Raw genomic sequence first — 25589 nt, forward strand, 5'->3', positions numbered from 1 at the left:
GAGCATAGCGGCCCCGCGGGATCCGGATTCCGCTGTCGAAAAGAAAACGGGGACGGCGGCGAATGGGTCAATGCGTTGGGGCGAACGCGGGCGCGAGCTTTCCGTCCGCCCAGGCCGCGACCACCGCCAGCCCGGTGGTCGTGGCCGCGGCGAGCAGGAGCGCCTGGCCGCCCAGGCCGCTCGCCGCGCCCGCGAGGGCCGCTCCGGCCGCCGCCGAGGTGACCTTCAAGCCCGCGCTCGTCACGAACACCTGGGCCTGCGCGCTCGCCGGGGCGTACGCGCCGCGGGCGGACAGGGTGGCCGTGAACGCCATCGCGTTCAGCAGGCCCAGCACCGCGAACCCGGCGATCGCCACCGCGTAGGCCGGAGCGAACGCCGACATCGCCGTGGCCACCGCCATGGCCGCGAACAGCCGGGCCGTCAGCACTTCCGGCTCGCCGCGCAACGGCCACGCCGTCACCAGGGCCGAGCCCAGGAGACTGCCCGCGCCGTACACGACGGTCAGCGTCGCCCCCGCCGCGGCCGTGCCGCGCAGTTCCGCGCCGAAGCGCACCGCCACGACCGGGAGCGCCCCCAGTTCGACCGCCGCCAGCACCGTCAGGAGCGTCACCCGGCGCAGCGGCCCCCGCCGCACCAGCACCGCCAGCCCGGCGCGCAGGCTCGCGGCCTCCGCCGGGCGCGCGCGGCCCGCCAGCGGCAGCGTCACGACCAGCGCACCGGCGGCCACCGCCGTGCCGGCCAGCGCGAGCACCGCCTCGAGCGGGCCGGCCACCGCGGTGAGCGTCGCGGCCGCCGCCGGGCCGGCCGTGCCGCCGACGCCGTAGGTCAGCGCGTCCCAGCCGCGGCCGCGGCGGCCGGGGCCGAGGTCGTCCAGCACGCTGCTCAAGCCGCCGGTCAGCAGGGGTCCGCAGGCGCCGGCGACCGCCACCGCGGCGAGGGCCGCGGCCGTGGGCAGCCGGCCGGTCGCGAGCGCACCCGCGGTCAGTGCGACCCCGTACACCAGGTACGCGAGCGCCAGCAGCCGGCGCCGGTCGCGGGCGCGGTCGAGGTGGACGGCCAGCCACGGGCCCACCAGGTGCGGTGCGGTCAGCGCGGCGATCAGCAACCCGCCGGTGGCCGCGGACTGGTGCCGGTCGGCGACCAGCAGGAGGAGCCCGACCGAGGCGCCGCTGTCGGCGCCGCGGGCCAGCACCGCGGCCGTCAGGTACCGCGTCAACCCGGACATCGCACCTCCGTCACCCCATTGTCTGGTGACGCCACCTTGGCAGGCGACCGCATCACCGGTCAATATGGTGACGTGTTCACCTTCCTCAGCGGCCGCCCCTGCCTGGACCTGACGACCACGCTGCAGGTCCGCCACCACGAGCACCCGCGTGAGCTGCTGACCGCGCCCGCCGACGTCACGCGCTGGCTGGCGGAAGCGGGGTACGGCGCCGGCATCGCCGTCGACGACGCCGGGCTCCGCCGGACCGTCGCGCTCCGGGAAACCGTCCACCGGCTGTGCCGCCGGGCGGGGCGCGACGGCGATCGAGCGGAGCTGAACGCGTTCGCCGCGCCGCCGCCGCTGGTGCCGCACTGGACGGGGACCGCGGTCGAGTACCGCGGCGACCTCGGCCAGGCGCTTTCGACGCTCGCCCGCGACGCCGTCGACCTGCTCGCCGGCCCGCACGCCGCCCGGATCCGCGAGTGCGCGCACCCGGACTGCAGCCGCCTGTTCCTGGACGCGTCGCACGCCGGCCGTCGCCGCTGGTGCGACATGACCGCGTGCGGCACCAAGGTCAAGTCCGCGGGGTACCGGCGGCGCCGTCGGGTGGTCGAGGTTCCGGATGCGCCTTGACTGGGTAGCCCACAGGTGTGAGCTGAGCAGGTGACGCCTGCTGCGACGAGTGAGAGGTGATCACATGAGCCAGGGCGACGCCCCGGTCGGGCGATCGGTGAAGACGGCGGCGGCCGGCGTACGGGATCTCGCCGCGGAGGCCGCGCGGGTGGGAGCGGCCGCGGCCGCGCGGGCGGTCGAAATCACCGATCGGAAGCTGGCCGAAGGCAAGGACGAACTCGCGAAGGTCGGTCGCGCGGCGACCAAGGACCTCGACAAGAGCACGCGATCGTCACGCCGTGACGTGCTGACGAACTCCGGTGCGGCCCGCGACGAGGTCCTGGCCCGCGCGGCGAAGATGCGCGACCCGGGCCGCAAGGCGGCCCAGGCGGTGGCGACGGTGGTGAGCTCGGCGGGCGAGTCCGGCCGGCGCCGCCGGAAGGCCGTGGCCACGGCCAAGCGCGACCTGGCGGTGGCGCTGCAGGAGGCCAAGAGCGTGGCGCGCGGCGAGCGCACGAAGCGCGCACGCTGGCCGTGGCTGGTGGCGTTCGGTGCGGTGGCGGCGGCGATCGTGGCGGTGGTCCAGATCCGCCGGCCGAACCCGCTGGCCGAGGCGGAGAAGAACGCTTCGGCCCAGCCGGGCGAGAAGCCGGCAACGCAGCCGACGGACAAGTCGGCAACGCAGCCGACGGACAAGCCGGCCACGGCACCGACGGCGGACAAGCCGGCCACGGTGACCACGCCGGACAAGCCGACGGCGGCAGCCAAGCCGGCGCAGCCGCCGACGCCGGCCCCGCAGCCGGCGGCCAAGCCGACGCCTACGCCGACCTCGGCTGAGAAGCCCGCGCAGCAGGCGGCCAAGGCCGCCGACGGCGCGAACGGCCGCGCGCCCGCGGGCCGCGGTCAGAACAAGGCCCACTAGGCCGCACACCGGTGCCCGCGCCCGAGGTGATCACGGGCGCGGGCACCGGCATGCCCGGATACGGCGAGGCGCGAACGGCGCCGCCTGCGGGGGCGGGGGCAGAACCGGGTCCACTGAAGTGGGGCCCGGTGCTGCTGAGCTCGCGAACGGCCACCCTCTGGCCGAGACAGAGCAAGGCTCGCTGCCCTCAGGCCGCCGAGGACAAGCGCCCACCAGGCAGGCGTACCCGGCCCCGGCCGCCACCATCCCCGCCCCTGAAAGCGCTTACACTCGCCCCATACCGAGCGGGGAGGTCCTCGATGGGGCGGCAGTTCGCGGTGAGCACGCTGGGCATGCCCGGCATCCCGGTCCGCGAAGCCGCCCGCACCGCGCGTGCCCACGGCTGTACCGGCCTCGAACTGCGCGTGCACCCCGATGAAGAAGTCCACCTGGGACTCTCCGGCGCCGCCACCGATGCCGTCCGGTCGCTCCTGGACGGCGAGGGCCTGGCCATCTCTTGCCTCGCCGGGTACGCGAAAGTCGCCGCCCCTGGCGACGACCGGCCCGTTGTCGATGAACTCCGGGCCCTGATCGCCCTCGCGCACCGCGTCGGTGCACCCGCGATCCGCGTCTTCCCCGGTGGCGATGGGGACGCCCGGCCCCGGATCGCCGCCGTCCTCGGCGAGCTGCGGGATGCCGGGGTGCGGTTGCTCGTCGAGACGCACGATTCGCACCCCACCGGGGCCGCCGCCCTGAGCCTCGTCGCGGGCTTCGGGGAACCGGACCTGGCCGCCGTGCTGTGGGACGCCGTCCACCCCTGGCGCGCCGGTGAGGAGCCGGCCGTCACCAAGGAGGTGCTCGGCCCCTACCTCGGCTACTTCCAGGTCAAGGACGTGGCGAGCCGGGAAACGCCGACGCCCGTCCCGCCGGGGGAGGGCGCCGTCCCGCTGGTCGAGTGCGGTGAGCTGCTGCGTTCGTGGTCCGGCTGGGTGTCACTCGAATGGGAAAAAGCCTGGTACCCCGACCTGGCACCGGTCGACGGCCCGCTGCGGGCCGCCGCGGCCTGGTACGCCCGGTACCTCACCCCACCCGGATGACCGTCCGGCCCCGCGCGCCGAACGCCGCCGGGGCTTCGGCGAGCGGGCGCACCGTGTCGATCCGCGGGCGGAGGCGCCCGTCCCGGACCCGCTGGGCCAGGTCCGCGAGCCGGGCCCGGTCCGGCTCCACGACGAAGAAGATCCCGGGCCGGACGCGGGGCGGCTCGGCGATCGTGACGAGCGTGCCGCCGTCGCGCACCAGCTCGGCGGAGCGGTCGAGGACCTCGCCGCCGAGCACGTCGAGCACCAAGTCCACCGGGCCGATGTCCGGGGAGAGCGGGTCGAAGAACGCTTCCGCGCCGAGCCCGAGCACGGTGTCGCGGTCGGCGGGCCGTCCGGTGCCGAGCACGCGGGCGCCCGCCTCCCGCGCCAGCTGCACCGCGAGCGATCCGACGCTGCCGGCCGCGCCGTGGACGAGGACGGTCCGGCCCGCGGTGAGGCGGCCGTGGTCGAACAGCGCCTGCCACGCCGTCAGCCCGGAAATCGGCAGGGCCGCGGCCGTGACGTGGTCGACGTCGGCCGGCAGCGGGGCGAGGTTGCGCGCTTCCACCGCCGTGTACTCGGCCAGCGAGCCGTTCCGGGCCCAGTCGGCCATGCCGAAGACCCGCTGGCCGACGGTCAGGCCGGTGGTCCCGTAGCCGAGTTCCGCGACGACGCCCGACAGCTCGTGGCCCGGGACGCTCGGCGTCCGGTCCCGGCCGGCGCGGTCGGTCCAGGTGGCCGGCCAGGTCAGCTCGCCGGGGGTGAACCCGGCCGCGTGCACCCGCACGACGACGTCGTTCTCGGCGGCGTGGGGGTAGGGCAGTTCGGTCAGGGCCGGTTCGGCGCTCCGGCCGGCGACGGTGACGGCTTGCACGTCAGTTCTCCTCGAGCGGGTTGCGGGCCATGCGGGTGGCGAGGTCGTTGCGCATCGCGGCCGCGGCGGAGCTCTCCGGCTTGCGGGCCGCCTGGTCGCCGAAGCAGCGGAGGAACTCCGTCACCAGATCCAGCCGCGGGTAGCGCTCGAGCACCTCCGCGCGCAGGTCCGCGGGCAGGTCCGCCACGTCCCGCCCGGCGATGTCGGCCGCGGCGGCCCTCGACAGCAGGAAGCCCTCGGGGTCCTCGGCCGGGTCGACCTCCGCCTGCATGTGCCGGACGATCACCTCCGCCAGCCGCGCGCGCCGCTCGGGCGGCCACCCGGCGCCGGCGGCGAACACCCACGCCACGTGCCCGCCGGCCACCTCGAACGGCTTGGTGTGGCTGTCGAACTCCGGCGTGAGCCCGACGTCGTGGAGCATGGCCGCGACGAACAGCAGCTCGGGATCGAAGTCGACGTGGTGGACGCCGCCGAGCGCGACCGCCCAGGCGTACACCCGCATCGAATGGTTGAGCAGGGACGGCGTCGAGTAGGCCGCCGCGACCTCGGTGGCGGGCCCGCACGCCGGGCCGCCGGGCAGGGTGAGTTCCATACCCCGAGCCTACGCCTTGCATTACGACCAATATATGTAACGTAACTTACGGCGAGAGCCGGGCCGCGGGGTGCCCCGCGGCCCGGCCCTCTCCGGGCGTCCCGTCAGCGTCCGGAGAAGTTCACGTCACTGCAGAAGTAGTACGACTGGTCGAGGTGGCTCGCCTGCCAGATGGTGTAAACGATGTGCCGCCCCGTCCGGGTGCCCGCGTTCACCGCGACCTGGTACTGCCCGGCGGGCGCGTAGCGGCCCGTCTGGGCGACCAGTTCCAGGTTGCCCCAGCCCAGCGGCTGGGTGGCGGGGTCGAAGCCCTGCTTGGTGATGTACACCAGCAGGTAGTCGGCGCCGTGGTGGGCCTGGTCGGTGATGGTGAGGGTGAACCGGTTGTCCTTGTTCGCCATCTGCCACGCGCCGACCGTGTCGAGGGCGTTGTACCGGGGCGCCTGCGTGCGGCCGCCGCTGCACAGCGTTCCGTCGGGGATGGCGCCCTGGTGGTTGCCCTTGACTCCTTCGCGGTAGAGCCCGTTCCAGTTCCACATCGCGTTCGGGTCGGCTTGCCAGGCCTGCCAGCACATCGGGTCCTTCGTCGCCATGGTGGGGTTCTGGAAGTCGCTGCCCCAGCGGTTCCAGCAGCCGTAGTTGCGCGACGGTGGGTCGGTGGCCGAGCCGTGCGCGTCGGCGACGCCGGTGAGCACGCCGCCCAGCAGTACGGCGGTCACGGCCGTCACCAGCAGGGAAAGCAAGGTCTTGCGTCGGGGAACCACGCTGTCCTCCTTCGTCGGGACCGGATTTGGGAGCGCTCCCAAGGTGGCGCCGGACGACCATACGCGGCGCCGTCGCCACCGGCCACCGCACGACCTCCGGGAACCGTTGTGGCGCAGCGGTTTCCGGCACTGATCCGGACTGAACGGTTACTGAACGGCGGAAGGTTCACGGGCCCGGACCGCCCGATCGGTCCCGGGCCGGGAGACGCCCGGTGAACACGGGGGCGGCCGGCTGCTCCGCCCGGGTGCATCCGGAAAAATTGTCACCGGAGGGCGGGCGAAGCGTGGCGGAACCCGTCTCCCGCCACAATCCGGCCGGGGCCGATCGGGTGATCCGCCGGTGCGGCCCGGCGAACGGGCGGGACGCGCCTAAAGTCGTCCAGCACGAACGTTTCCGACGCATTCCCCGACCGGACGCGAAAACGTGGTGGTGATCATGACTCCTGTCCCGGAAAACCGGCCGATCAGACGGCGGGTGGTGCTCGGCGGTGCCGTGGCGATCCCCGTTCTCCTCGCGGGGGGCACGGCCCGCGCCGCGGCGCTCCCGCTACCCCCGGTCGACGACGCCCTGGCCGGGCTCGTGGCCTTCCTCGTCCCGGGCCGGGACGGGTTTTCGGTGTGGCAGGGACGGACGTCGAGCACGGACGGCGGTGTCGCGGCCGGCGCCGGACCGGCGTTGCGGTACGTCTACGACCAGGCGATTCCGTACCCGATCGTCGGGCGCCCCTTCGATCTGAACCTGCCGGGGGCGGCCGCGGTCGCGGCCATCCTCAACCTCGTGGCGATCGAGGTGGACCCGGCGGCCGCGCTCGGCCCGTTCGCGGCGTCGTTCGCCAACCTGTCCTTCGCGGGCAAGGTGGAGGTCTTCCGGCGGCTCGAGGAACCGGGACTGGCCGACGGCACGCCGGTGCGATTCATCCTCGACACGCTCCCGACGCTCGCCGCATTCGTCTCCTATTCCGAAGCGGCGGTGTTCGACCGCGCGGCGAACCGGCTGACCACGATTCCGGTGGGCTGGCGGATCAGCGCCTACCAGGGCATCGGCGAAGGGTGGAATGAATTCCGGGGTTATTACCGCGGAATCGACCGGGTGACGGACTAGGGAGGACGCTTCTCATGCGCGACATCGTGGTCGTCGGGGCCGGCGGCGGCGGGCCGGTCGTGGCCAAGGAACTCGCCGCGCGCGGGCTGGACGTGCTCGTGCTCGAAGCCGGGGCCCGGCACCTGCGCCCCGAACAGGAGTGGACGCGGCTGGAGGACGACACGAACGACCCGATCACCGGGCGGTTCCGGGTCGGGCCGTCGCGGCGCGAGGAAGCGCCGTGGCTGCGGGACTTCCCGCAGAACTCGTTCGTCTGGCAGGTCGCCGGTGTCGGCGGGACGACGTTGCACTACTTCGGCAACAACCCGCGCCCGGCTCCCGGCGTGTTCGCCGGCTACGAAGGCGCCGACCGGACCGAATACGACACCGCGCACGTGTTCCCCTTCACCTACGCCGAACTCCGGCCGTACTACGAGTGGTGCGAGGAGACGCTGCCGGTGCGCACCGCGCCGATGGGCACCAAGGAAGCCGTCTTCTTCCGCGGCGCCGAGCGCATGGGCCTGGTCCACCAGACGTGGAAGGACCTCCGGGGCCCGTCCTACCGGGCGCAGGAGAACGCGATCCTGCAGCCGCACGGCACGGCGGGCCGCACGGACGATCCCGCACGGCTGCTGTACCCCGAAGCGCAGGGCTGCACCTTCTGCGGGCACTGCTTCCAGGGCTGCCTCGAACCGCGGCGCGCGCCGCGCAACCTCAAGGCCAAGCGCTCGACGGACAACTCCTACGTGCCGATGATGCTCACCGCCGACGCGTGGTCGCCGGGCGGCCGGGCCGCGGAGCTGATCGCCGACGCTTACGTCGTGCGGGTGCTGACCGAGCAGTCCGGCTCGCGGACGGTGGCCCGCGGGGTCGTCTACCGCACGCCCGACGGCGCGCTGCACACCGTCGAGGCCCGCGTGGTCGTGCTCGCCGGCGGCTGCGTGGAAAACCCGCGGCTCTGGCTCAACAGCGGCCTGCCCAACCCGAACGACTGGGTGGGACGCGGGCTGACCGAGCACCACCTCGACTGGGTAGTGGGCGTTTTCGACGCCTACACCGGCGAATCCAAGGGCGCCGGCTCCAACTGCCGGATGGACTTCCCCGGCTACGGCGGCGTGGAGAACGTCTGCCTGCCACCGGCGTTGCAGGCCTTCGCCTTCGCCTACAGCGACGCGGGGATGTCCGGCTACTACGACAACGGCGCGGGCGTCGGCCCCCAAGGCGCCGACACGCTCGGACGGCTGGTGGGCAACGACCTCAAGGCGGCGCTGGGCGACGTCAACAAGCTGCTCACGGCGCTGGTGGTCACCGACGACGACGTCCAGCCCGAGAACCGGGTGACGCGGTCGCCGGTGATCCCGCCGGACCCGCACGGCCCGGTGCCGCGGGTGGAGGTCCGCCACCGCGCCCGCACCGCGCGGACCCGCCGCAACCGGGAGTACCTCGCGGCGCGCTCGGCCGAGCTGATGCGCCTCGCGGGCGCCCGGCGGGTGCACCGGCTCGACTGGGCGCCGCTGCTGCTCCACGTGCAGTCCAGCATGCGGATGGGCTTCGACGCGGCCGACTCGGTGCTGGACGGCACGGCCGAGGCCCGCTGGGTGGACCGGCTGTACATCGCCGACAACTCGGCCCTGCCCAACGCGGTCGGCGGCGCCAACCCGACGTTGACGACCCAGGCACTGGCGACCCGCACGGCGGAGAACATCTTCCGCACCTACTTCGACGGCGACCCGTGGGTGGGGACCGAGGCGCCGACGTCGTCCGTCGACGACCGTGTCACGCAAGCGGTACTGGCGCGCGGCCTTTAGGTCCTTTGAGGACTTGAAGCGATCTCCGTCCGGTGCTATACGAATAAGGAGAGCGAAGACCTGGTGACATCGCGAGACGATCCGGGGAGTGAACGACGATGCCGGACAGGATCACCCGTGCGGCCGACGGGTTCGCCGAGCTGGTGCTGGCCGACCCCGCGTGGGTCCGGGCGGAGTTCGACGCGATCGTGGCCGCGAACTTCGCGCCGCCCCCACCGCCGGTTCCCGCCGCTCGCCGCCGTCCCGGCGTGCCACGGCCGGTCGCCGTCCTCGGCGTGCCGCGGCGACGACCGGGTGTCCGCCTGCTCGCCGCGAAGTGCCCGCGACGGGAGAGAGCTCCTCCGCGGCTTCGGACGGCGAACCGAACGGACCGGACGAAGCCGGGGAAAGGGGAGTGATGCCGTGACGGCGCCCGGGTTTCCTTCGGCGCCGGCGTGCGCTGCCTGCCCCGACAGCGGCCGGTAGGACCCTTGCGGGCCCGGCCACCGCGCCTCCAGGCGCATTCTCGTGGCAGCGACGCCGGTGTGCCGGGAGCCGTCGAGTTCGCGCAGGACACGGACAACGGTTTCGACACGCTGGTTCCTCCGCAGGTCCCGGTGCCGCGCGCCGGCACCGGGACCGCGCCGGAATCACAGGGAAAGGAATTCGCCCCGCTGCAGCAGGTGCACCCGCGCCGGCGGGCGGCGCCGCCGGACCTCCTCCAGGAAGTTCGACACCGGTGAGTGGAACAGGCCGTAGTCGTCGAAGTGCACCGGGACCGTGCGGCGGGGCTCCAGCAGGTTCAGCAGGTCCACCCCGCCGCGGTGGTCGAGGGTGACCAGCACGCCGAACGCCCGCGTGCCGCCCAGGTGCACCACCGCGAGGTCGAGGCCGGGGAAGTGGTCCCGGATGGTCCGGAGTTCGTCGTGCAGCACGGTGTCGCCGCTGACGTAGATCCGCAGCGGATCGGCCTCCGGCGTCGCGCGGTACTCCAGGACGCTGCCCATGACCGGCGGGAGCAGCCGCCGGAGCGGGCCCGGGGCGTGCCGCGCCGGGACGGACGTCACCGCCAGCCGCGCGTCGCCGTCCGAGAAGGTCTCCGTCGTCCACGTCGGCAGCGGGAGCGGGGCGTGGAAACCCCGCCGCAGGAGCCGGGTGGCGGCGTGCTCGGTGGTGAGGATCGGGGTGTCGCGGGGGAGTTCGCGTGCGGCGATCCGGTCGAAGTGGTCGCCGTGCAGGTGGGACAGGATCACCGCGGTCAGCGGCGGCAGGTCCGCCGGTTGCAGCGCGGGTTCGGTGCGGCGCCGGGAAAACAGGCCCTGCCCGAAGTAGGACCACTGGCCGCGGTGCAGGAAGTTGGGGTCGGTGAGCAAGGTGAACGGGCCCAGCCGCAGCACCGTGGTCGCGGTCCCGACGAACATCAGGGAATCGCCGCCGGGCGGATCGTACGCGGGCATCGGCAGTCCTTTCCCGGGCTTCGGGGGTTGTCCGGGGCGCGGCCGGGCGGACCGCGCCCCGGACGGCGCGCTCAGCTCCGGGAGCGCACGTTTTCCCGGGCCTCCTGGGCGCGATCGGTGACGTCTCCGGTCGCGGACCGCGCTTCGTCCTTGACCGTGGACGCCGCGTCGGCGGCTTCGGACTTCACCGACTCGGCCGCCTGCTGCGCGGGCTCGCGCAGGTTCTCCTTCAGCTCTTCGGCCGCGTGCTGGGCCACCGGCGCCACGTGCTCCTTGGCGAGGTCGGTCGCCTGGCCGGCGAGCCGGCGCTCCGGTTCGCTCGCGGGCAGCAGCGACGACACGAGCCAGCCGGCGCCGAAGGCGATCAGGCCGGCGGCGAGGGGGTTGCCCTGCGTGCCGCGGCGGATCGACTGCGGCGCTTCGCTGACGGCGTCGGCGGCGGAGCTCACCTTGTCCCCGGCGACCGAGGCGACCGAGCCCACCTTGTCGCCCGCCGTCGACGCGTGCTCCGACGCGGTGCCCATGACGCGGTCCCGCGCGTGGCCCACGGCCGAGCGCATCCGGCCGATGCGGCGTTCGACGATCCGGCCCGGGGTCACCTTTTCGGTGAGGGCGTTCACGTCCGTGCTGAGATTGCGTTGCGTGCCTTCGATTTCCCGTCGGATGCGCTCCGGTTCGGTCATGGTCGTTCGCCTTTCAGTGCGTCCGGGACCTGCTGCAGGGTCTCGACGGTGCGTTCGGGTTTCGGGTTGATCCGGCGGACTTCGCGCCGGCCGGTCGCGTAGAGCACGGCGCCGGCGATCACCCACACGACCGCGACGATCAGCGCCGCCCAGCCGGAATCCAGCACGTTGGCCAGGCCCTGCCACAGGGCGATGGAGAGGAACAGCACGACCATGTAGCCGGCGAACCCGGCCCCGCCGAGCATGCCCGCGCCCTTCGCGGCCTTGCCCGCTTCGGCCTTCACTTCGGCCTTCGCCAGCTCCACTTCCTGCCGCACCAGGGTGGAGAGGTCCTTCATCACGTTGGACATCAGCTCGCCGACCGAGGCGTCGGCGACGTCGACGGGTTCACCGGTGCGGGGTGCGGGCCCGGGTGCCTGCGTCATCACGGCACCTGCCCCGGAGCGGAGAAGCGCGGGCTCGGCTGCGGCAGGGCGTCCGGCGGCTGCGGCGCGGTGTACCCGCCGGGAGCCGCGCCCGGCCGGCTCGGCTGCGGGAGACCTTCCGTGGGCTGCGGCGCGTTGTAGCCGCTCGGGGCCGGGCCCGGCTGGTTCGGCGGCGCGAGGCCGCCTTCCGGCTGCGGCCCGTTGTAGCCGCCGGGGGCCGGGACCGGCTGGTTGGGTGGCGCGAGGCCGCCTTCCGGCTGCGCCGCGTCGTAGCCGCCCGGCGCCGGGTACCCGGCGCCGCCCGGCTGCGGAAGACCTTGCGGTGCGGTGTATCCGGCGTCACCCGGCTGCGGCACGGGCGGGGTCGCGGTGGGGCCGGCGTGCGGCCGGGGAGCGCCCGCCCGGCCGTTCGGGGAGCTTTCCTCCTTCTGCTGCGCCACGACGCCGCGGGTGAGCCGTCCGACGAGGGCACCGGCGACGGCCGCGCCGACCAGGAACGTGCCGGGACGGCGGCGGGCGAAGCGCCGCACCTCGTCCAGGAGATCGCCCGGTTCGCGGTGCTCGAGCCAGTCGGCGACCGACCGCGTCCGGTCGGACACCTGGCGCGCGACATCGCCGGCGAAGCCGGGGGAGTCGGTCTGCTCCGCCATCCGCTCGAGCTGACCGGCCAGCTGGTGGAGGCTTTCGGCGGCCTTCCGCTGGCCGTCCTTGGCCTGCGCCTGCAGCTGTTCGCGCCCTTCCCGGACCAGGTCGCGCGCTTCCTGCTGAGCGTGCGCGGCCACGTGCTTCGCTTGGTCCGCGGCCGTTTGGGCGACTTCACCGCCCCGGTCGGCGGCGGTGGAGGCCACCTCGCGGGCTTCGCCCTTGGCGGTTTCCGGCATCGACGGCGATCCGGGGGCGTGCTGCGGTGGTGACTGACCACCGGGTCCCTGAGTCATCTCGACCTCCTGCGGGAAAGGCACTTGGCGCGCCTTCGTGGGTGCCGATGGCGACCATCGGCCTGGTAGGGCGGCTGGCTACCCGGGTGGCCGGGGGATAAACCGGGCGACGGCGCGGCTCGTCGTCAGCAGCGACACCGCGTCACGGAGGCTGTCCGGGCCGCCGGCTCCCGGTGGCCGGCCGGGCCCGGCCAGGACGAGCCGTGGCACCGGGAACCCGCTCGGGGGAGTGGCCGGGCGGCTGCTCCACAGCACGAGCGCGGCGGGCCGGATCCGGTCGATCGCGCGCCGGAGGGCGGATTCCGGCATCGAGGCGCCCAGGAACAGCGCCTCGCGGCCGTGTTCGGCCAGCGCCGCGCGCAGGGCTTCCAGGGGCAGCGTGTGCCGCTCACCGTCCACACAGGCCAGCAGCACCGCGGGCCCGGCGCCGGTGGGCGTGGGAATCCGGTGCAGGGCCGCGGCGACGGCCCAGGACAACCCGTGCACGAGGTCGATGCAGCGGTCGGCGTCCGGGCCGCAGAGGGCCGTCAGCGCCGGGCGGCAGAGCTCGTCCCAGGTGCCGAGGACACCGCGGTCGGCGAGGTGCGCGTCGAGGAGTGCGGCCGCGGTGTCGATCTTCAGGCCGCGGACGGCGGCCAGCAGCGTGCCCACGTCGGTCGCGCCGGCGCGGAACGCCTGCGAGGCCGCGGCTTCCCCGCTGATTCCCTGCCCGATCAGGTGCTTCATCCGGAGCAGCGCCTCGACGTCCGCCCGCCCGTAGCGGCGGTGGGTTCCGGACTGCGGCGCGGACAGCGGGAGGTCGTACCGCCGGTGCCAGGCGCGCAGCGTGGACGCGGGCAGGCCGAGCATGCGGGCGACCGCCCCCGCCGTCCAGGTGACGGCGGGGGCGGTCGCGGGGCGGCTCACCGGCCGGCTCAGTTCCCGGGGCGGGCGACGTCACCGCGCCAAGCGCCGGTTTCGCGGCCGCCGCGCTCTTCGATGAAGGACTTGAACCGGCCCAGATCGGCCTTGACGCGGCGGTCCAGGATGCCGAGCTTGTCGGCGACGTTCTCGACGAAGCCGTCCGGGTCGATGTCGAGCTGGACGGTGACCCGGGTGTGCCGGTCGTCGAGGCGGTGGAACGTCACGACGCCCGCGTGTGTCGGCCCGGAGTCGGACTTCCAGGCGACGCGCTCGTCCGGGTGCTGCTCGGTGATCGTGGCGTCGAACTCGCGGGTCTGCCCGCCGACACTGATCTTCCAGTGGGTGTGGGTGTCGTCGAGCTGCCGGATCTCGTCGACGCCCTCCATGAAGTGCGGGAAGGACTCGAACTGCGTCCACTGGTTGTAGGCGGTGGTGACGTCGGATTCGACATCGACGGATTCGGTGACGGTGCTCATCGAAGCCTGTCCTCTCTTCCGGGGTCGGATGCTCTCGTCCCCGGTTACCCCGCAAATCGATGACAAAACGATGCAACCCCTCTAAGGTCGGCAGCAGCGACGGAAGGAGCCCCCCGTGACCGACGACCGGACGCCCGTACTGACGGTGCGTGTGCGCACCGTGCCCGAAGCGGTCGTCGTCGCGGCGGCCGGGGACCTGGACCTCGGCACCGCGCCGATGCTGCGCACGCAGGCCCAGGCCGCGCTGGCGGGCGGGCCGGGGGCGCTCATCGTGGACCTGGGCGCGATCACCTTCTGCGGCTCGGCGGGGCTGCAGGTCCTCGCCGAGCTCGTCACCGAGACCGCGTTCGCGGACCTGCCGTTCGCGGTGGTCGCCGACGGCCGCCCCGTGCTGCGCTCCTTGCAGGTCACCCGCCTGGACAGCACGCTCGCGCTGCACCCGACGGTCGACGGGGCCCGCGCGTGGATCCGGCGGCAACCCGCGAACGGCGGTTAGGGGCGGCCCCGTCGCGGGTAATCCCCGGCCATGGAAGCGGAGGCGCTGCTGCAGAGCCTGACTCGCGTCGTGACCACCCTCGACGGCACGGGCATCCGGTTCGCCGTCGCCGGCGGCCTGGCCGTGTACGCCCGCGGCGGGCCGCCGTCGGACCACGACGTCGACCTGTTCCTCAAACCCGGCGACGCCGAGCGGGCGGCGGAGGTGCTCACCGCCGCGGGCCTGCGCCGCGTGCACCCGCCGGAGGACTGGCTGACGAAGGTCTACGACGGCGACATCCTCGTGGACCTCATCCACGGCCCCAACCACCGGCCGGTGACCGACGAACTGCTCGACCGCGCCGCGCTGATGCGGATCGGGTCCACGGCGGCGCCGGTCGTCTCCGGCACCGACCTGCTCGTGGACAAGCTGCTCGTGCTGAGCGCGCACCGGTGCGACTTCGCGCCGCTGCTGCGGATCGCCCGCGACCTGCGCGAGCAGGTCGACTGGACCGACGTCGCCGTGCAGGTGTCGGCGTCTCCGTACGCCCGGGCGTTCCTGGCGCTGCTCGGCGACCTGGCCGTGATCGACCCGAAGGAGGCACTCGTGCCCGAACCCCCGCAGTACCTCGTCGCCCGGCTCAGCCGGGCCCTGGCCGAAGACCCCCGCACCGCCGAGCTCGGCGTGCACGTCACCGTGCGGGGCGAGCACGTCCACCTCAGCGGTGAGGTCACCTGCCCGGCCCGCAAGGCGGAGGTGGATACCGTCGTCGGCGAATACCTGACCGGGGAGTTGGTGCACAACGACATCCGGGTCGCCGACGTCCGCGAACCGGCGAGCGCGGAGGAGATCGGCCGATGAGGATCGCCGCGGTCGGGGACGTGCACCTGGGCGAGGACTCCCGCGGCCTGCTCCGGCCGGCCCTGGAACACCTCGCGGGCACCGCCGACGTCCTGCTGCTGGCCGGGGACCTCACCCGGCACGGCACCATCGAGGAAGCCCGCGTGGTGGCCGACGAGCTCGCCGGGCTCGGCGTGCCGATCGCCGCGGTGCTCGGCAACCACGACCACCACAGCGACCTCGGCGAGATGATCTCGAACCTGCTCCGGGAGACCGGCGTCGAGGTGCTGGAGGGCGACGCGGTCCGCTTCGACCTGCCGGACGGCTCCCTGGGCGTCGCCGGGGTCAAGGGCTTCGGCGGCGGCTTCGCCGGCAAGTGCGCCAGCCGCTTCGGCGAGCGGGAGATGAAGGACTTCGTCGAGCACACGATGGCCTCGGCCGATTCGCTGCGCAAATCGTTGCAAACCCTCGACACGGACGTCGTCGTGGCCCTGACGCACTACGCACCGATCCCCGGCACCCTGCACGGTGAGCCACCCGAGATCCACCCGTTCCTCGGTTCGTACCTCCTCTGCGAGCCGATCGACGAGGTGGGCGCCGACCTGGCACTGCACGGCCATGCGCACTTCGGGTGCGAACAGGGTGTGACGCCGGGCGGGGTACGGGTGCGGAACGTGGCGCAGCCGGTGATCCGGAAGGCGTATGCGCTGTACGAGCTGCACCCGGCGGAGTTGTCCACGCGTCGCTGACGGCCTCCGCCGGCTGCCGCGCCCGGATCTGCCAGCCGGCGTCGCGAAGGAGTCATTCGCGACCTCCGGTGGGGTCGCTCCGGGCCAGCAGTGTCCGGACCGCCGCCAGCACCGGGCGCTCGCCGGCGGCCGCGAGGATCTCCTCGGCCGTCTGCCAGCACTCGCGGGCCGCGGGCGGGCCGATCCGGGACAGGCGGGCGTTGCCGAGCACCACGAAGGCGTACGCCTCGCCCAGCCGGTGCCCGCTCGCCCGGAAGCCGGCGATCGCCTGATCGGCCAGGCGTTCCGCGGTCTCGGGGGAACCCGCGTTGAGGAGCACCCGCGCCAGGCTGGTCCGGGCCTGCTCGGCCAGCAGGCCGAAGCCGCCCTCCTCGGCCTCGCGCAACGCCGCCTCGGCGTGCGCCGCCGGGTCGGCAGGATCCACAGTGGACAGACCGATCAGGGTGGCGATCGCGCCGCGCAGGTAGCCGATCTTCTCCGCCAGGCGGTGGGCCTCGGTGTACTGCGCCAGCGCCGCGGCCGGGTCACCCGCCTGGCGGTGGAGGTCGCCGAGCGCGCCGAGCGCGTCCACCTCGAACCGCTGGTTGCCCGCCTCGCGCGCCACCGTCACCGCCAGGCGGGCGGCCGGCCACGCCCGGTCGAGGTCGCCGGTCACCCGGTGCACCGCGGCGAGCCGGACCAGCGCGTCTGCCTCGTCGTCGCGGGAACCCAGCTCCCGCAACGCTTCCAGTGCTTCGGTGAGCACGGTCCCGGCCCGGGCGAGGTCGCCCGCCACGCGGTAGCCGTACCCGAGGTTGCACAGCGCGATCGCCGCCGCGTGCGGTGAGCCGAGCCGGCGGCAGAGCTCGAGCGCGCGCTCGTTGTGCTCGACGCCTTCGGCGAGCCGCCCGTGTTCGATGAGCACCGCACCGAGGTTGATCAGCCCGTTCGCCGCCCGGATCGACGCGCCGCTGCGCAGCGTGCCCGCCAGCGCGGCGGTGAAGTGCTCGATCGCCCGGTCGAGCCGGCCGAGGTCCAGGTGCACGACGCCGAGCGCGTGCAGGACCGAGTCGGCGCCTTCGCGGGACCCGGCGGCACGGTAGGCCGCCTGGGCGGCTTCGAGTTCCGCGAGCGCCGTTTCGTAGTCGCCGCGGCTCCAGGCCAGCGCACCGAGGCTGTGCCGCATCGCTCCGGCCGCCCGCTCATCCCCGGCCCGCCGCGCGGCGGCCAGCCCGGCGGTCGCCGCCGCCTGCCATTCGGCGTCCAGCCGGTGCGAGTGGAAGAAGCCGCGCAGCAGGTCGGCCGCCCGCCAGGCGAACGGCTCCGGCCCGGCCGGCCGGCGGATCGCGGCGAGCACGTTGCCGTGCTCGGCCAGCAGCCACCGGCGCGCTTCGGCCGGCTCGACGGCCTCGCCGCCCTCCGGCGCGCGGGGCAGCCGCTGCAGGTCCGGGTAGAGCGCGGTCGCCGCGCCGGCCGCGGCACGCAGGTAATACCCGAAGAGCCGGTCGAGAGCGGCCGTCCGCTCGGCCGCCGGAAAGTCCTCGCGCGCCCGCTCGGCGGCGTAGGCGCGGAGCAGGTCGTGCAGGCCGAACCGGCCGCCGCCGCGGGACTGCACCAGGTGGCTCGCGGCCAGTTCCCACAGCAGCCGGCCGGCGTGGGGCTCGGCCACGCCGGCCAGCGCCGCCGCGCCCGCCACGCCGACGTCGGCGCCGGGCACCAGCCCGAGCAGGCGGAAGAACCGGGCCGCCGCCGGGGAAACGGCGTCGAAGGACAGGTCGAAGGCCCGCCGGACGCCGAGCTGCTCGAGGTCGGGCCCGGCCAGTTCGGCGAGGTAGCCGTGCAGCGACCGGTCCGGCCACAGCGCGAGGTTCGCCGCGACGATCCGCAGGGCCAGCGGCAGCCCGGCACACAGCCGCACCAGCTCGCGCGCGGCAGTGTCCTCGGCGGCCACGCGCTCCTCGCCGACGACCGAGGCGAGCAGCGCGAGCGAATCGTCCGGCGGCAGCTCGGCCAGCTCCTCCAGCCGGGTGTCCACGGTGGTGGCCAGGCCGCAGAGCCGGTCGCGGCTGGTGATCAGCACCGCACAGCCCGGGCTCCCGGGCAGCAGCGCGCGCACCTGGTCCGGCCCGGCCACGTTGTCCAGCACGATCAGCACCCGCCGGTCGGCGAGCACCGAGCGGTAGAGCGCGGCGGCGTCGGCGAGCTCGGTCGGCACCTGGCCGGGCCGGACGCCGAGCGCGTGCGAAAACCGGGTCAGCACCTCGAGCTGCGCGAGCGCCGGCACCGCCGAGTAGCCCTGGAGATCGGCGAAGAGCTGGCCGTCCGGGAAGCGCCGCGCGGCCCGGTGGGCCCAGTGCACGGCGGCGGTCGTCTTGCCGACGCCGGCCGGCCCGACGAGCAGCGCGATCGGCGGGTGCGAGCCGGTCGCGCGGCCCACGGTCTCGTCCAAAGTGGACATGAGCGCGGCCCGGCCGACCAGGGTGGCGACGTCCGGGGGCAGCTGCCGCGGCCGGAACTCCGGCTGTGCGACCGCGGGCGGTCCGGCGGGTGCCTCGTCGGCGAGGACGGCCCGGTGGGCGCGCCGCAGCCGCTCGCCGGGACCGACCCCCAGCTCACCGGTGAACATCCGGTGCACCTCGCGGTAGGTCTCGAGGGCGTCGGCGCGGCGGCCCGACCGGTGCAGGGCCTCCAGGTACAACGCCCAGAACGCCTCCCGCCAGGGGTGCTCGCGGGTCACCCGCGCCAGCTCGTCGGTGATCTCACCGGTCCGGCCCAGCTCCAGGCAGACCTCGAAGTAGCGCTCCTGCGCGCGCAGGCGCTCTTCGGCGGGCTGGTCGACGTCCACCCGGTTGCGCACCTCGGCCGGGACGTCGGCGAGCACCGGGCCGCGCCAGCAGGCGAGCGCGTCGGCGAGCAGCTCGCGTTCGGCGTCCGGCCGCGGCTCGGCCCGCGCGGCGGCGGTGAGCTCGCGGAACCGCAGCAGGTCGTGCCGGTCGGGCCGCACGCGCAGCAGGTAGCCGGTCGGCTGCGTCTCGACGACGCCCTCGCCGAGCGCCCGCCGCAGCCGGACCGCGTGCACCTGGATGCTCTTGCGCGCGGTCTCCGGCGGGTCGTCGCCCCACAGCAGCTCGGTGAGCCGCTCGAGCGACACCGGCGTGTTCGCCCGCATCAGCAACGCCGCCAGCAGGGCCCGCACCTTGGGCCCGGTCACCGGGACGGGCTCGCCGTCCCGCTGGACCCGCAACGGTCCCAGCACCCCGAAGCTGAGCACTTCTTCCGCACCCCCCGCAGACCGGACGAACCGGTCATCCCGCGGGTGAGGGTAGCGGGAATCGGTCAATCCGGCGGGACGGGCCGCACCACCGGCGGGGAGAGCAGCGAGCCGAACACCGGCTCGGGTTCGATGATCCGCAGGCCGAAGCCGGCGAGCGCGTCGGCGCACTCGAGCACCTTCGCCGTCGCCTGGTTCACGAACCGGGAGCCGACACAGGCGGCGCTGCCGAAGCCGTAGGGCAGGTAGCGGGCCTTGTGGCCCTCGGGCGCGGCGGCCCAGCGGCGGGGACGGTACTCGCCGGGCCCGGCCCAGAAGTCCGGGTCGCGGTGGAGGAGGTAGGTGCACAGGTACAGCCGGTCGCCCGGGACCAGCCGGACCCCGCCCAGTTCGGTGGCCTCGGTGACCTTGCGCGACAGCAGCCAGGCCACCGGCCACAGCCGCAGTGCCTCCCGGACGCGGTGGTCGGCGGGCTCGGTCACCGGGGTGGCCCGCAGTACCGTGCCCGCCGGTGTCCCGGGCCGCCAGCCGCGGTCGAGCAGGACGGTCCAGGCGAACACCATCGCCGCGGCCCGGCAGACCGCGCCGACCAGGCCGTGCAGGGCCAGAGCCACGTCGTCCGCCGAGCCGAGCGCGGTCCGCAGCGCATCGGGGAGCGGCCCGGTGTGCTCCGCCGCCCAGCGGTGCAGTGCGGCGTCGGCCCGGCTGTGCGCGAGCCGGCCCTTGAGCCGCCGCAGTGTCGTGCTCGTGCGGTCGAGCCCGTCGGACGCGGCGAGGGCGTCCCGCAGCGTCTGCCGGGCCCGCGGAGGCAAGCCGGGGAACAGCTGCTCACCGAAGAGCCGCAGGTAGCTCGTCGCCAGCGCGCCCGGCCACGCCTCCCCGGCTTCGGCGGAGCGCCGGAGTTCGGCGCCGATCCGCCCGGCCGGCACGGCCTGCCAGGCCCGGTCCAGTTCCCGCGCCAGCGCGGCGTTGACCGGGCGGCTGCGTTCGGAGCCCGGCACCCACTCGGCGACGGCCCCGAAGGTCGCCGCCTTCGCCTCGAACGGCGTGGTGGTCCCGGCCAGCGCGGTGCGGACGAGCTCGTCGCCGGACACCAGGTACCGGCCCGGTTCGAACCGGCGGATCGCGATGCCGTCACCGGCCCAGTCGTCGAGGGCGGTCAGCGGGTCGGTCAGGAACGCACCGGCTTCGGCGGTGGCTTGGCGCACGGAGGTCTCCCGGGGAAAACGCCGCGGCCGGGGTTCGGAGACCCCGGCCGCGGTGGTGATCAGTAGATCTCGTAGTAGAAGCGCCAGGCGGCGCCCAGTTCCCGGGTACGCAGGCTGCGAGCCACGGAACGGGTGAAGAAGCGAAGCGTCCTCATGGTGTTTCTCCTTCTCTCGGTGGGTGTTACCAGCGGAGGCCGATGTTCACGCTCGGGGAGCCGCCGGAGACGATGCCGTACAGCCACCCGGCGGACACGTTGTTGCAGACCCAGGATCGCGCCGGGTCCTCGGCGGCGAACCCGGACTGGCAGACGGTGCCGCCGCTGTCCCTGCGGACGACCCACTGGGCCGGGCCGGTGCCGTGCACGTCGGCGTCGACCGAGAGGGTGCCGCCCGGGAACCAGACCGGCGGGTCGATCTGGCAGGTGTTGCTGTCGGTGCACGTCTTCGACTTGCCGCCCTGGACGGTGGCCAGTGCGGCCGGTGCGGCGAGTGCGATGGCACTGGCCGCGATTGCGCCCACGACGATGGCGCGCTGGGTTGATCGGTACATGTTCTGCCCTCTCTCCCTGGAGCGGAAGGGGCGGGCGCTGCAGGCCCCCAGCCTGCAGCGCGCGTCACGATGGACGCGGGAAGAACTCCCCCAGTACCCCCTGGCTGCCAAGCGACCGGCACCCTCGACCGGCAAGTCCCCCCTGCCGGTGAGCTCCGGACCCCCACCCCTCGCTCCGACCGCCTGGCGGAACCGATCTTGCCGGGCGCCGGTTAAAGCCGGGCAAAACCGGCTCAGGCGGCCAGGTGCGCGGCGGCGGCCAGCACGTGCGGCGCCAGGCCTTCGGCGATCACGGCGTAGCCGGCAGACGAGGGGTGGAACCGGTCGGCGGAGAACAACGCGGGGTCGGCGGCGAAGCGGGCGGCGAGTTCGGGGCCGGCGGTGGCCACGGCACCCCCGGCCCGGATGGCGGCCTCGGCTTGGGCCTGTGCGTAGTGGCCGCTGGCCGCCGAGACCAGCTGCCGGTAGGGCCCGGGTACGCGCGCCACGATCCCCAGGTCGGGCGCCGGCACCACGATGACGCGGGCGCCGGCGCGGACCAGCCGCGCCACGGCGTCGTGCAGCTGCCGCGCGCCGACGGCGGGGGAGACGAACCCGGCGAGGTCGTTCGCGCCGATCACGATCAGGGCCAGGTCCACCCGCTCGCCGAGGGCGACGCCGACCTGGCGTTCGAGGTCGGCCGAGCGAGCTCCGGGCACGCCGAAGTTCCGGAGCCGCACGGTGTGGCCCGCGTCGCGCAGGCGGCGGGTGAGCCGCCGGCCGAGGGTGTCGTCCTCCCGGCTGCTGCCGACGCCGGCCGCCAGCGAGTCGCCGAGGACGCAGAATTCGAGTGGCGAAGTCATCACCGGGGTACAACGTGACCGGGTCGCCGTTGTTTCCCGTGGGGCTGGAGGTCACGTTGACCAGGACGGTGCTCGTACGGGTGCTGGTGGTGGCCGTCGTCGTCCTCGTGCTCCTGCTGGCCGCCTTCTGGGCGGTCCAGCGGCGGCTCATCTACCTGCCGGACCCCGCGCCGGTGCCCGCCGCCGCGAGCGTGCTGCCAGGCGCTGTGACAACCGGGGCTCCGCCCCGGAGCGGGGGCTTCGCCACCCGCACCCCTGAAACGATGGCCGAGGACATCCACCTTCGCACGGCCGACGGACTGGACCTGGGCGCCTGGTACCTGCACCCGGCCGGCCGGGACCCGGCGGCGACGGTGCTGGTCGCGGGCGGCAACGGCGGCAACCGGGCCGGCCGGGCCCCGCTGGCCGCGAAGCTCGCGCAGGCCGGGCTGGCCGTGCTGCTGCTCGACTACCGCGGGTACGGCGGCAATCCGGGCGATCCCAGCGAGGACGGCCTGGCCCTCGACGTCCGCGCGGCCCACCGCTTCCTGACCGAGGACCGGCGGGTGCCGCCCGGGCGCCTGATCTACTTCGGCGAAAGCCTCGGCTCCGCCGTCGTCACGGAGCTGGCCCTCGAACACCCGCCGGCGGGCCTGCTGCTGCGGTCGCCGTTCGCCGACCTCGCGGCGGTCGGCGCGGAAAGCTACCCGTACCTGCCGGTGCGCCTGCTGCTGCGCGACCGCTTCCCGGTCAAGGAGCAGGCCGCGCGGCTCCACGTCCCGGCCGTGGTGGTCGCAGGCGGCCGGGACTCGATCGTCCCGCCGTCCCAGAGCCGCGAGGTGGCGGCCGCGGCGTCGGCCCGGCTGGTGGAGATCCCCGGTGCCGACCACAACGACCCGGTGCTGCTCGACGGCCCGGAGCTGGTCGAGGCGGTGCTCTCGCTGGTCCCGCGCTGAACCTGGTCCTGGCGGACCCAGGCTGGGCCGGGCCTGGCCCGGTGCTCCCGGCCGCCGCAGGATCGAGGCCATGACGAACAGCATGAAGGCGGTCACCATCCCCGAGTTCGGCCCCGCCGAGGTCCTGCGGCTCGACACCGTGGCGGTGCCGGAGCCCGGGCCGGGCGAGGTCTCGATCGACGTCGCCTACGCCGGCGCCAACTTCGCCGAGGTCCTCTACCGGCAGGGTGTCGTCGACGTCCCGCTGCCCTTCGTCCCCGGCATCGAGGTCTCCGGGCGGATCCGCGCGCTGGGCGAAGGCGTCGAAGGCCTGTCGGTGGGGGAGCCGGTCGCCGCGTTGACGATCGTGGCGAGCGGGGGCTACGCCGAGGTGGTCACCACCGCCGCCGCGCTGGTGGCCCCGCTGCGCGGAACCGATCTCGAGGTGGCGGCGGCGGTGCCGTCCAACAGCACCACCGCCTTCCTCGTCCTGGAGCGCGTGGCCAGGCTGGAACGCGGCGAACGCGTCCTGGTGCACGCCGCCGCCGGCGGGGTGGGCAGCCAGCTGGGCCAGGTCGCGCGCCTGCTCGGCGCCGGCCGGGTGGTCGGCACGGTCGGGAGCGAAGCGAAGATCGCCGCCGCGAAGGCGTTCGGCTACGACGAGGTCGTCCTGCGCGACGAGGTGGCCGGCACCGGCGAGTTCGACGTCGTGGTGGACATGGTCGGCGGCCCGGCGCGCCGCGCGAGCCTGGACCGGCTCGCCCCGATGGGGCGCCTGGTGGTCATGGGCAACGCCTCGGGCGCCGAGGACGTCGGCATCCCGGCCAACGAACTGTGGTTCACCACCAAGACCGTGTCGGGGTTCAACCTCGCCGCGTTTTCCGCCGTGGCACCGGAAACCGTGGGGCAGGCCGTGCGCCGCGCCGTCGCGGCCGTCGCGGACGGCACCCTGCGCGTCGACGTCGAATCCCTGTCGCTGGCCGAGGCAGTGACCGCGCACCGCCGCATCGAATCGGGTTCGACGACCGGCAAGCTCGTGCTCCGTGTGCGGTGACCGGCGGGTGTGACGGGTGTCCGCCTTGAGACCTTCGCCGGATCGCGCATAATGGCCACTGACCGACTGCTTGGTATGTGCCGGGCACCACAGCCGAAGGAGACCGCCTGCCGTGAACTCGTTCAAGGATCGCGTCGCGATCGTCACCGGGGCCAGCCGGGGCATCGGCCTCGGGATCGCGAAGACGCTCGTCGAGCGCGGCGCCAAGGTCTGCCTCACCGCCCGCAAGCCGGAGGCCCTCGAAGAGGCGGTCGGCTCCCTCGGCGGCCCGGACGTCGCCATGTTCGTGGCGGGCAAGGCCGACGACACCGACCACCAGGACGAGACGGTCGCCAAGACGATCGAGACCTTCGGCCGGCTCGACTACCTGGTCAACAACACCGGCATCAACCCCGTCTACGGCCCGACCCTGGACATCGACCCGGCCGCCGCGGCGAAGATCCTCGGCGTCAACGTGCTCGCGCCGCTGGGCTGGACCAAGCGCGCCCGCGACGCGTGGATGGGGGAGCACGGCGGCGCCGTCGTCAACGTCGCCTCCGTCGCCGGTCTCGGCGCTTCGCCGGGCATCGGCATGTACGGCGTCAGCAAGGCGGCGCTGATCCGGCTGACCGTCGAGCTCGGCGCCGAGCTGGGGCCGAAGATCCGCGTCAACGCCGTCGCGCCGGCCGTCGTCAAGACGAAGTTCGCGACCGCGCTGTACGAGGGCCGCGAGGAGGAGGTCGCCTCGGCGTACCCGATGAAGCGGCTCGGCGTGCCGGCCGACATCGCGGGCGCGGTGGCGTTCCTGCTGTCCGACGACGCGGGCTGGATCACCGGCCAGACGGTGGTCCTCGACGGCGGCGTGACCCTGGGCGGTGGCCTGTGACCGGCGTCGTCGTCACCGGGGGCGGCGGCGGTATCGGTGCCGCGCTGGCCCGCCGCTTCGCGGCCGACGGCGCCCGGGTCGTCGTGGCCGACCTCGACGGGGACAAGGCCGCGGAGATCGCGGCCGAGGTCGGCGGGACGGCGTTCGCGGGGGACGTCGCGAGCCTGGACGGCGTCACGGAGCTGATCGACAGCGCCCGCTCGGCGCTCGGCGAGATCGACGTCTTCTGCGCGAACGCGGGCATCGCGCCCTTCGGCGGCGCGGAGAGCGGCGAGGAGGTGTGGGCGCGCACCTGGGACGTCAACGTCATGTCGCACGTCCGCGCGGCGAACCTGCTGCTGCCGGCGTGGCTCGAGCGCGGCCGGGGCCACTTCGTCGCCACGGTGTCGGCGGCCGGCCTGCTGACCAGCCTCGGCTCGGCGCCGTACTCGGTGACCAAGCACGGCGCGCTGGCGTTCGCGGAATGGCTGTCGGCGACCTACCGCCACCGCGGCATCACGGTGCAGGCGATCTGCCCGCAGGGCGTGCGCACGGCGATGCTGGAGAGCACCGGCACGGCGGGCCGGCTGCTGATGGGCGCCTCGGCGATCGAGCCGGAGCAGGTCGCCGACGCGCTCTTCGCCGCCATGGAGGACAAGCGGTTCCTGGTGCTGCCCCACCCCGAGGTCGCGGGCTACTACGCGGCGCGCGCCACCGAGACCGACCGGTGGCTCGGCGGGATGAACAAGCTGCAGCGCAAGGTCGAGGAGGCCGTCGGGGAGCTGTGAGCGCGCTGCTTCACCGCTCGGACCGGCGGCGACCGGCTCGGTGCGGCCGGGGGAGCAACAGCCGCACCGCATGGACGAACTCGCTCGGCGACGTCGGCAGGCCGGGATCGGTCACCGGATCTCGGCTGGGTCCAGGCCGCCGACGGTCAGCCCGGTATCGGCGGCGGCGCGTTTCGACCACGCCATGGCGGGCTTCAAGTCGACTGCGGACGGATGCCGACCGGTCACAGTGACCCCGGGACGGGTCATCCGACACTTCGACCTGCGACGGCTTCCCGCTCTCCGGCCACAGCCCGGTT

At 74.4% G+C, this 25589-nt stretch carries 27 protein-coding genes; 13 read left to right on the forward strand and 14 right to left on the reverse strand.

The features are described 5' to 3' along the window. Window positions 1–67: 67 nt before the first annotated feature. The gene (locus tag QRY02_RS05275) at window positions 68–1225 is read right to left on the reverse strand and encodes an MFS transporter (RefSeq protein ID WP_285990357.1); all 1158 of its coding nucleotides are present in this window, start codon (window positions 1223–1225) and stop codon (window positions 68–70) included. 72 nt (window positions 1226–1297) lie between these two features. Between QRY02_RS05275 and QRY02_RS05280 the strand changes: the two genes are divergently transcribed. From QRY02_RS05280 to QRY02_RS05290, 3 genes are all read left to right on the forward strand, one after another. Then, window positions 1298–1837, forward strand: a complete 540-nt coding sequence (locus QRY02_RS05280) for a CGNR zinc finger domain-containing protein (protein ID WP_285990358.1) — start codon at window positions 1298–1300, stop codon at window positions 1835–1837. Window positions 1838–1901: 64 nt separating this feature from the next. Further along, window positions 1902–2738 carry a hypothetical protein gene (locus QRY02_RS05285; protein WP_285990359.1) on the forward strand — a complete coding sequence of 279 codons (837 nt, stop codon included), beginning with the start codon at window positions 1902–1904 and terminating at the stop codon, window positions 2736–2738. 299 nt (window positions 2739–3037) lie between these two features. Next, window positions 3038–3814: a sugar phosphate isomerase/epimerase family protein gene (locus QRY02_RS05290; RefSeq protein ID WP_285990360.1), complete on the forward strand. Its 777-nt coding sequence runs from the start codon at window positions 3038–3040 to the stop codon at window positions 3812–3814. Here QRY02_RS05290 and QRY02_RS05295 read toward each other — a convergent pair. The 3 genes from QRY02_RS05295 to QRY02_RS05305 all read right to left on the reverse strand — a co-directional run bounded on the left by QRY02_RS05295 (window position 3798) and on the right by QRY02_RS05305 (window position 6026). Continuing rightward, the gene (locus QRY02_RS05295) at window positions 3798–4670 is read right to left on the reverse strand and encodes an NADP-dependent oxidoreductase (protein WP_285990361.1); all 873 of its coding nucleotides are present in this window, start codon (window positions 4668–4670) and stop codon (window positions 3798–3800) included. The two genes, QRY02_RS05290 and QRY02_RS05295, sit on opposite strands and share 17 nt — an antisense overlap. 1 nt (window position 4671) lies before the next feature. After that, on the reverse strand, window positions 4672–5262 hold the full coding sequence (locus tag QRY02_RS05300) for an HD domain-containing protein (protein WP_285990362.1): 591 nt from the start codon (window positions 5260–5262) through the stop codon (window positions 4672–4674). A 104-nt stretch (window positions 5263–5366) separates the two neighbouring features. Further along, entirely contained in the window at window positions 5367–6026 is a 660-nt protein-coding gene (locus tag QRY02_RS05305; RefSeq protein WP_285990363.1) for a lytic polysaccharide monooxygenase auxiliary activity family 9 protein, read from the reverse strand. 436 nt (window positions 6027–6462) lie between these two features. On the opposite strand from QRY02_RS05305, the gene QRY02_RS05310 reads away from it, so the two are divergent. The 3 genes from QRY02_RS05310 (at window position 6463) to QRY02_RS05320 (ending at window position 9313) form a co-directional block, all read left to right on the forward strand. Further along, a complete protein-coding gene (locus QRY02_RS05310) occupies window positions 6463–7128 on the forward strand; it encodes a hypothetical protein (protein ID WP_285990364.1) in 666 nt (221 codons plus the stop codon). A 14-nt stretch (window positions 7129–7142) separates the two neighbouring features. Further along, on the forward strand, window positions 7143–8915 hold the full coding sequence (locus tag QRY02_RS05315; RefSeq protein WP_285990365.1) for a GMC family oxidoreductase N-terminal domain-containing protein: 1773 nt from the start codon (window positions 7143–7145) through the stop codon (window positions 8913–8915). Window positions 8916–9013: 98 nt separating this feature from the next. Next, window positions 9014–9313, forward strand: coding sequence for a hypothetical protein (locus QRY02_RS05320; protein WP_285990366.1), 300 nt, complete (start codon window positions 9014–9016; stop codon window positions 9311–9313). Between the two features lie 231 nt (window positions 9314–9544). Here QRY02_RS05320 and QRY02_RS05325 read toward each other — a convergent pair whose 3' ends face one another. The 6 genes from QRY02_RS05325 to QRY02_RS05350 all read right to left on the reverse strand — a co-directional run bounded on the left by QRY02_RS05325 (window position 9545) and on the right by QRY02_RS05350 (window position 13776). Further along, window positions 9545–10351, reverse strand: a complete 807-nt coding sequence (locus QRY02_RS05325) for an MBL fold metallo-hydrolase (protein ID WP_285990367.1) — start codon at window positions 10349–10351, stop codon at window positions 9545–9547. A gap of 71 nt (window positions 10352–10422) precedes the next feature. Further along, window positions 10423–11034 (reverse strand): DUF3618 domain-containing protein, encoded by a 612-nt coding sequence (locus QRY02_RS05330; protein ID WP_285990368.1) that lies wholly within the window; start codon window positions 11032–11034, stop codon window positions 10423–10425. After that, window positions 11031–11459 (reverse strand): phage holin family protein, encoded by a 429-nt coding sequence (locus tag QRY02_RS05335; protein ID WP_285990369.1) that lies wholly within the window; start codon window positions 11457–11459, stop codon window positions 11031–11033. The genes QRY02_RS05330 and QRY02_RS05335 overlap by 4 nt, the downstream gene beginning before the upstream one ends. Next, entirely contained in the window at window positions 11459–12397 is a 939-nt protein-coding gene (locus tag QRY02_RS05340; RefSeq protein WP_285990370.1) for a hypothetical protein, read from the reverse strand. Before QRY02_RS05340 ends, QRY02_RS05335 begins: the two co-directional genes overlap by 1 nt. Window positions 12398–12475: 78 nt before the next feature. Beyond that, window positions 12476–13303 (reverse strand): MerR family transcriptional regulator, encoded by an 828-nt coding sequence (locus tag QRY02_RS05345; RefSeq protein WP_285990371.1) that lies wholly within the window; start codon window positions 13301–13303, stop codon window positions 12476–12478. 8 nt (window positions 13304–13311) lie between these two features. Continuing rightward, window positions 13312–13776 carry an SRPBCC family protein gene (locus tag QRY02_RS05350; RefSeq protein WP_285990372.1) on the reverse strand — a complete coding sequence of 155 codons (465 nt, stop codon included), beginning with the start codon at window positions 13774–13776 and terminating at the stop codon, window positions 13312–13314. Window positions 13777–13891: 115 nt separating this feature from the next. On the opposite strand from QRY02_RS05350, the gene QRY02_RS05355 reads away from it, so the two are divergent. The 3 genes from QRY02_RS05355 to QRY02_RS05365 are packed head-to-tail and all read left to right on the forward strand — an operon-like array spanning window position 13892 to window position 15840. Next, entirely contained in the window at window positions 13892–14272 is a 381-nt protein-coding gene (locus QRY02_RS05355; protein WP_285990373.1) for an STAS domain-containing protein, read from the forward strand. Window positions 14273–14302: 30 nt separating this feature from the next. After that, window positions 14303–15112 (forward strand): nucleotidyltransferase family protein, encoded by an 810-nt coding sequence (locus QRY02_RS05360; RefSeq protein WP_285990374.1) that lies wholly within the window; start codon window positions 14303–14305, stop codon window positions 15110–15112. Continuing rightward, window positions 15109–15840: a metallophosphoesterase family protein gene (locus QRY02_RS05365; RefSeq protein ID WP_285990375.1), complete on the forward strand. Its 732-nt coding sequence runs from the start codon at window positions 15109–15111 to the stop codon at window positions 15838–15840. The genes QRY02_RS05360 and QRY02_RS05365 overlap by 4 nt, the downstream gene beginning before the upstream one ends. Window positions 15841–15892: 52 nt before the next feature. On the opposite strand, the gene QRY02_RS05370 is transcribed toward QRY02_RS05365, so the two are convergent. From QRY02_RS05370 to QRY02_RS05385, 4 genes are all read right to left on the reverse strand, one after another. Then, window positions 15893–19090 (reverse strand): AfsR/SARP family transcriptional regulator, encoded by a 3198-nt coding sequence (locus QRY02_RS05370; protein WP_285990376.1) that lies wholly within the window; start codon window positions 19088–19090, stop codon window positions 15893–15895. A 65-nt stretch (window positions 19091–19155) separates the two neighbouring features. After that, the gene (locus tag QRY02_RS05375; RefSeq protein ID WP_285990377.1) at window positions 19156–20298 is read right to left on the reverse strand and encodes a cytochrome P450; all 1143 of its coding nucleotides are present in this window, start codon (window positions 20296–20298) and stop codon (window positions 19156–19158) included. Between the two features lie 181 nt (window positions 20299–20479). After that, a complete protein-coding gene (locus tag QRY02_RS05380; RefSeq protein ID WP_285990378.1) occupies window positions 20480–20848 on the reverse strand; it encodes a hypothetical protein in 369 nt (122 codons plus the stop codon). A 233-nt stretch (window positions 20849–21081) separates the two neighbouring features. Continuing rightward, window positions 21082–21690: an SGNH/GDSL hydrolase family protein gene (locus QRY02_RS05385; RefSeq protein WP_285990379.1), complete on the reverse strand. Its 609-nt coding sequence runs from the start codon at window positions 21688–21690 to the stop codon at window positions 21082–21084. A gap of 56 nt (window positions 21691–21746) precedes the next feature. On the opposite strand from QRY02_RS05385, the gene QRY02_RS05390 reads away from it, so the two are divergent. From QRY02_RS05390 to QRY02_RS05405, 4 genes are all read left to right on the forward strand, one after another. After that, window positions 21747–22625 carry an alpha/beta hydrolase gene (locus tag QRY02_RS05390; RefSeq protein ID WP_285990380.1) on the forward strand — a complete coding sequence of 293 codons (879 nt, stop codon included), beginning with the start codon at window positions 21747–21749 and terminating at the stop codon, window positions 22623–22625. A 70-nt stretch (window positions 22626–22695) separates the two neighbouring features. After that, a complete protein-coding gene (locus QRY02_RS05395; RefSeq protein ID WP_285990381.1) occupies window positions 22696–23658 on the forward strand; it encodes a quinone oxidoreductase family protein in 963 nt (320 codons plus the stop codon). A gap of 112 nt (window positions 23659–23770) precedes the next feature. Continuing rightward, window positions 23771–24523 (forward strand): SDR family oxidoreductase, encoded by a 753-nt coding sequence (locus QRY02_RS05400; RefSeq protein WP_285990382.1) that lies wholly within the window; start codon window positions 23771–23773, stop codon window positions 24521–24523. Beyond that, complete coding sequence (locus QRY02_RS05405; RefSeq protein WP_285990383.1) at window positions 24520–25290, forward strand: SDR family oxidoreductase; 771 nt, start codon at window positions 24520–24522, stop codon at window positions 25288–25290. Before QRY02_RS05400 ends, QRY02_RS05405 begins: the two co-directional genes overlap by 4 nt. Window positions 25291–25589 lie beyond the last annotated feature (299 nt).

It is taken from the genome of Amycolatopsis sp. DG1A-15b, assembly GCF_030285645.1.
In the GTDB taxonomy this organism is placed as follows: Bacteria; Actinomycetota; Actinomycetes; order Mycobacteriales; family Pseudonocardiaceae; genus Amycolatopsis.

Bases quoted from the DNA above. Each gene is read 5' to 3' on its own strand.
- QRY02_RS05275 (WP_285990357.1), bottom strand. From the start codon at position 1,225: ATGTCCGGGTTGACGCGGTACCTGACGGCCGCGGTGCTGGCCCGCGGC.
- QRY02_RS05340 (WP_285990370.1), bottom strand. From the start codon at position 12,397: ATGACTCAGGGACCCGGTGGTCAGTCACCACCGCAGCACGCCCCCGGA.
- QRY02_RS05315 (WP_285990365.1), top strand. From the start codon at position 7,143: ATGCGCGACATCGTGGTCGTCGGGGCCGGCGGCGGCGGGCCGGTCGTG.
- QRY02_RS05290 (WP_285990360.1), top strand. From the start codon at position 3,038: ATGGGGCGGCAGTTCGCGGTGAGCACGCTGGGCATGCCCGGCATCCCG.
- QRY02_RS05380 (WP_285990378.1), bottom strand. From the start codon at position 20,848: ATGTACCGATCAACCCAGCGCGCCATCGTCGTGGGCGCAATCGCGGCC.
- QRY02_RS05395 (WP_285990381.1), top strand. From the start codon at position 22,696: ATGACGAACAGCATGAAGGCGGTCACCATCCCCGAGTTCGGCCCCGCC.
- QRY02_RS05335 (WP_285990369.1), bottom strand. From the start codon at position 11,459: ATGACGCAGGCACCCGGGCCCGCACCCCGCACCGGTGAACCCGTCGAC.
- QRY02_RS05310 (WP_285990364.1), top strand. From the start codon at position 6,463: ATGACTCCTGTCCCGGAAAACCGGCCGATCAGACGGCGGGTGGTGCTC.
- QRY02_RS05350 (WP_285990372.1), bottom strand. From the start codon at position 13,776: ATGAGCACCGTCACCGAATCCGTCGATGTCGAATCCGACGTCACCACC.
- QRY02_RS05330 (WP_285990368.1), bottom strand. From the start codon at position 11,034: ATGACCGAACCGGAGCGCATCCGACGGGAAATCGAAGGCACGCAACGC.
- QRY02_RS05300 (WP_285990362.1), bottom strand. From the start codon at position 5,262: ATGGAACTCACCCTGCCCGGCGGCCCGGCGTGCGGGCCCGCCACCGAG.
- QRY02_RS05365 (WP_285990375.1), top strand. From the start codon at position 15,109: ATGAGGATCGCCGCGGTCGGGGACGTGCACCTGGGCGAGGACTCCCGC.
- QRY02_RS05325 (WP_285990367.1), bottom strand. From the start codon at position 10,351: ATGCCCGCGTACGATCCGCCCGGCGGCGATTCCCTGATGTTCGTCGGG.
- QRY02_RS05285 (WP_285990359.1), top strand. From the start codon at position 1,902: ATGAGCCAGGGCGACGCCCCGGTCGGGCGATCGGTGAAGACGGCGGCG.
- QRY02_RS05385 (WP_285990379.1), bottom strand. From the start codon at position 21,690: ATGACTTCGCCACTCGAATTCTGCGTCCTCGGCGACTCGCTGGCGGCC.
- QRY02_RS05360 (WP_285990374.1), top strand. From the start codon at position 14,303: ATGGAAGCGGAGGCGCTGCTGCAGAGCCTGACTCGCGTCGTGACCACC.
- QRY02_RS05320 (WP_285990366.1), top strand. From the start codon at position 9,014: ATGCCGGACAGGATCACCCGTGCGGCCGACGGGTTCGCCGAGCTGGTG.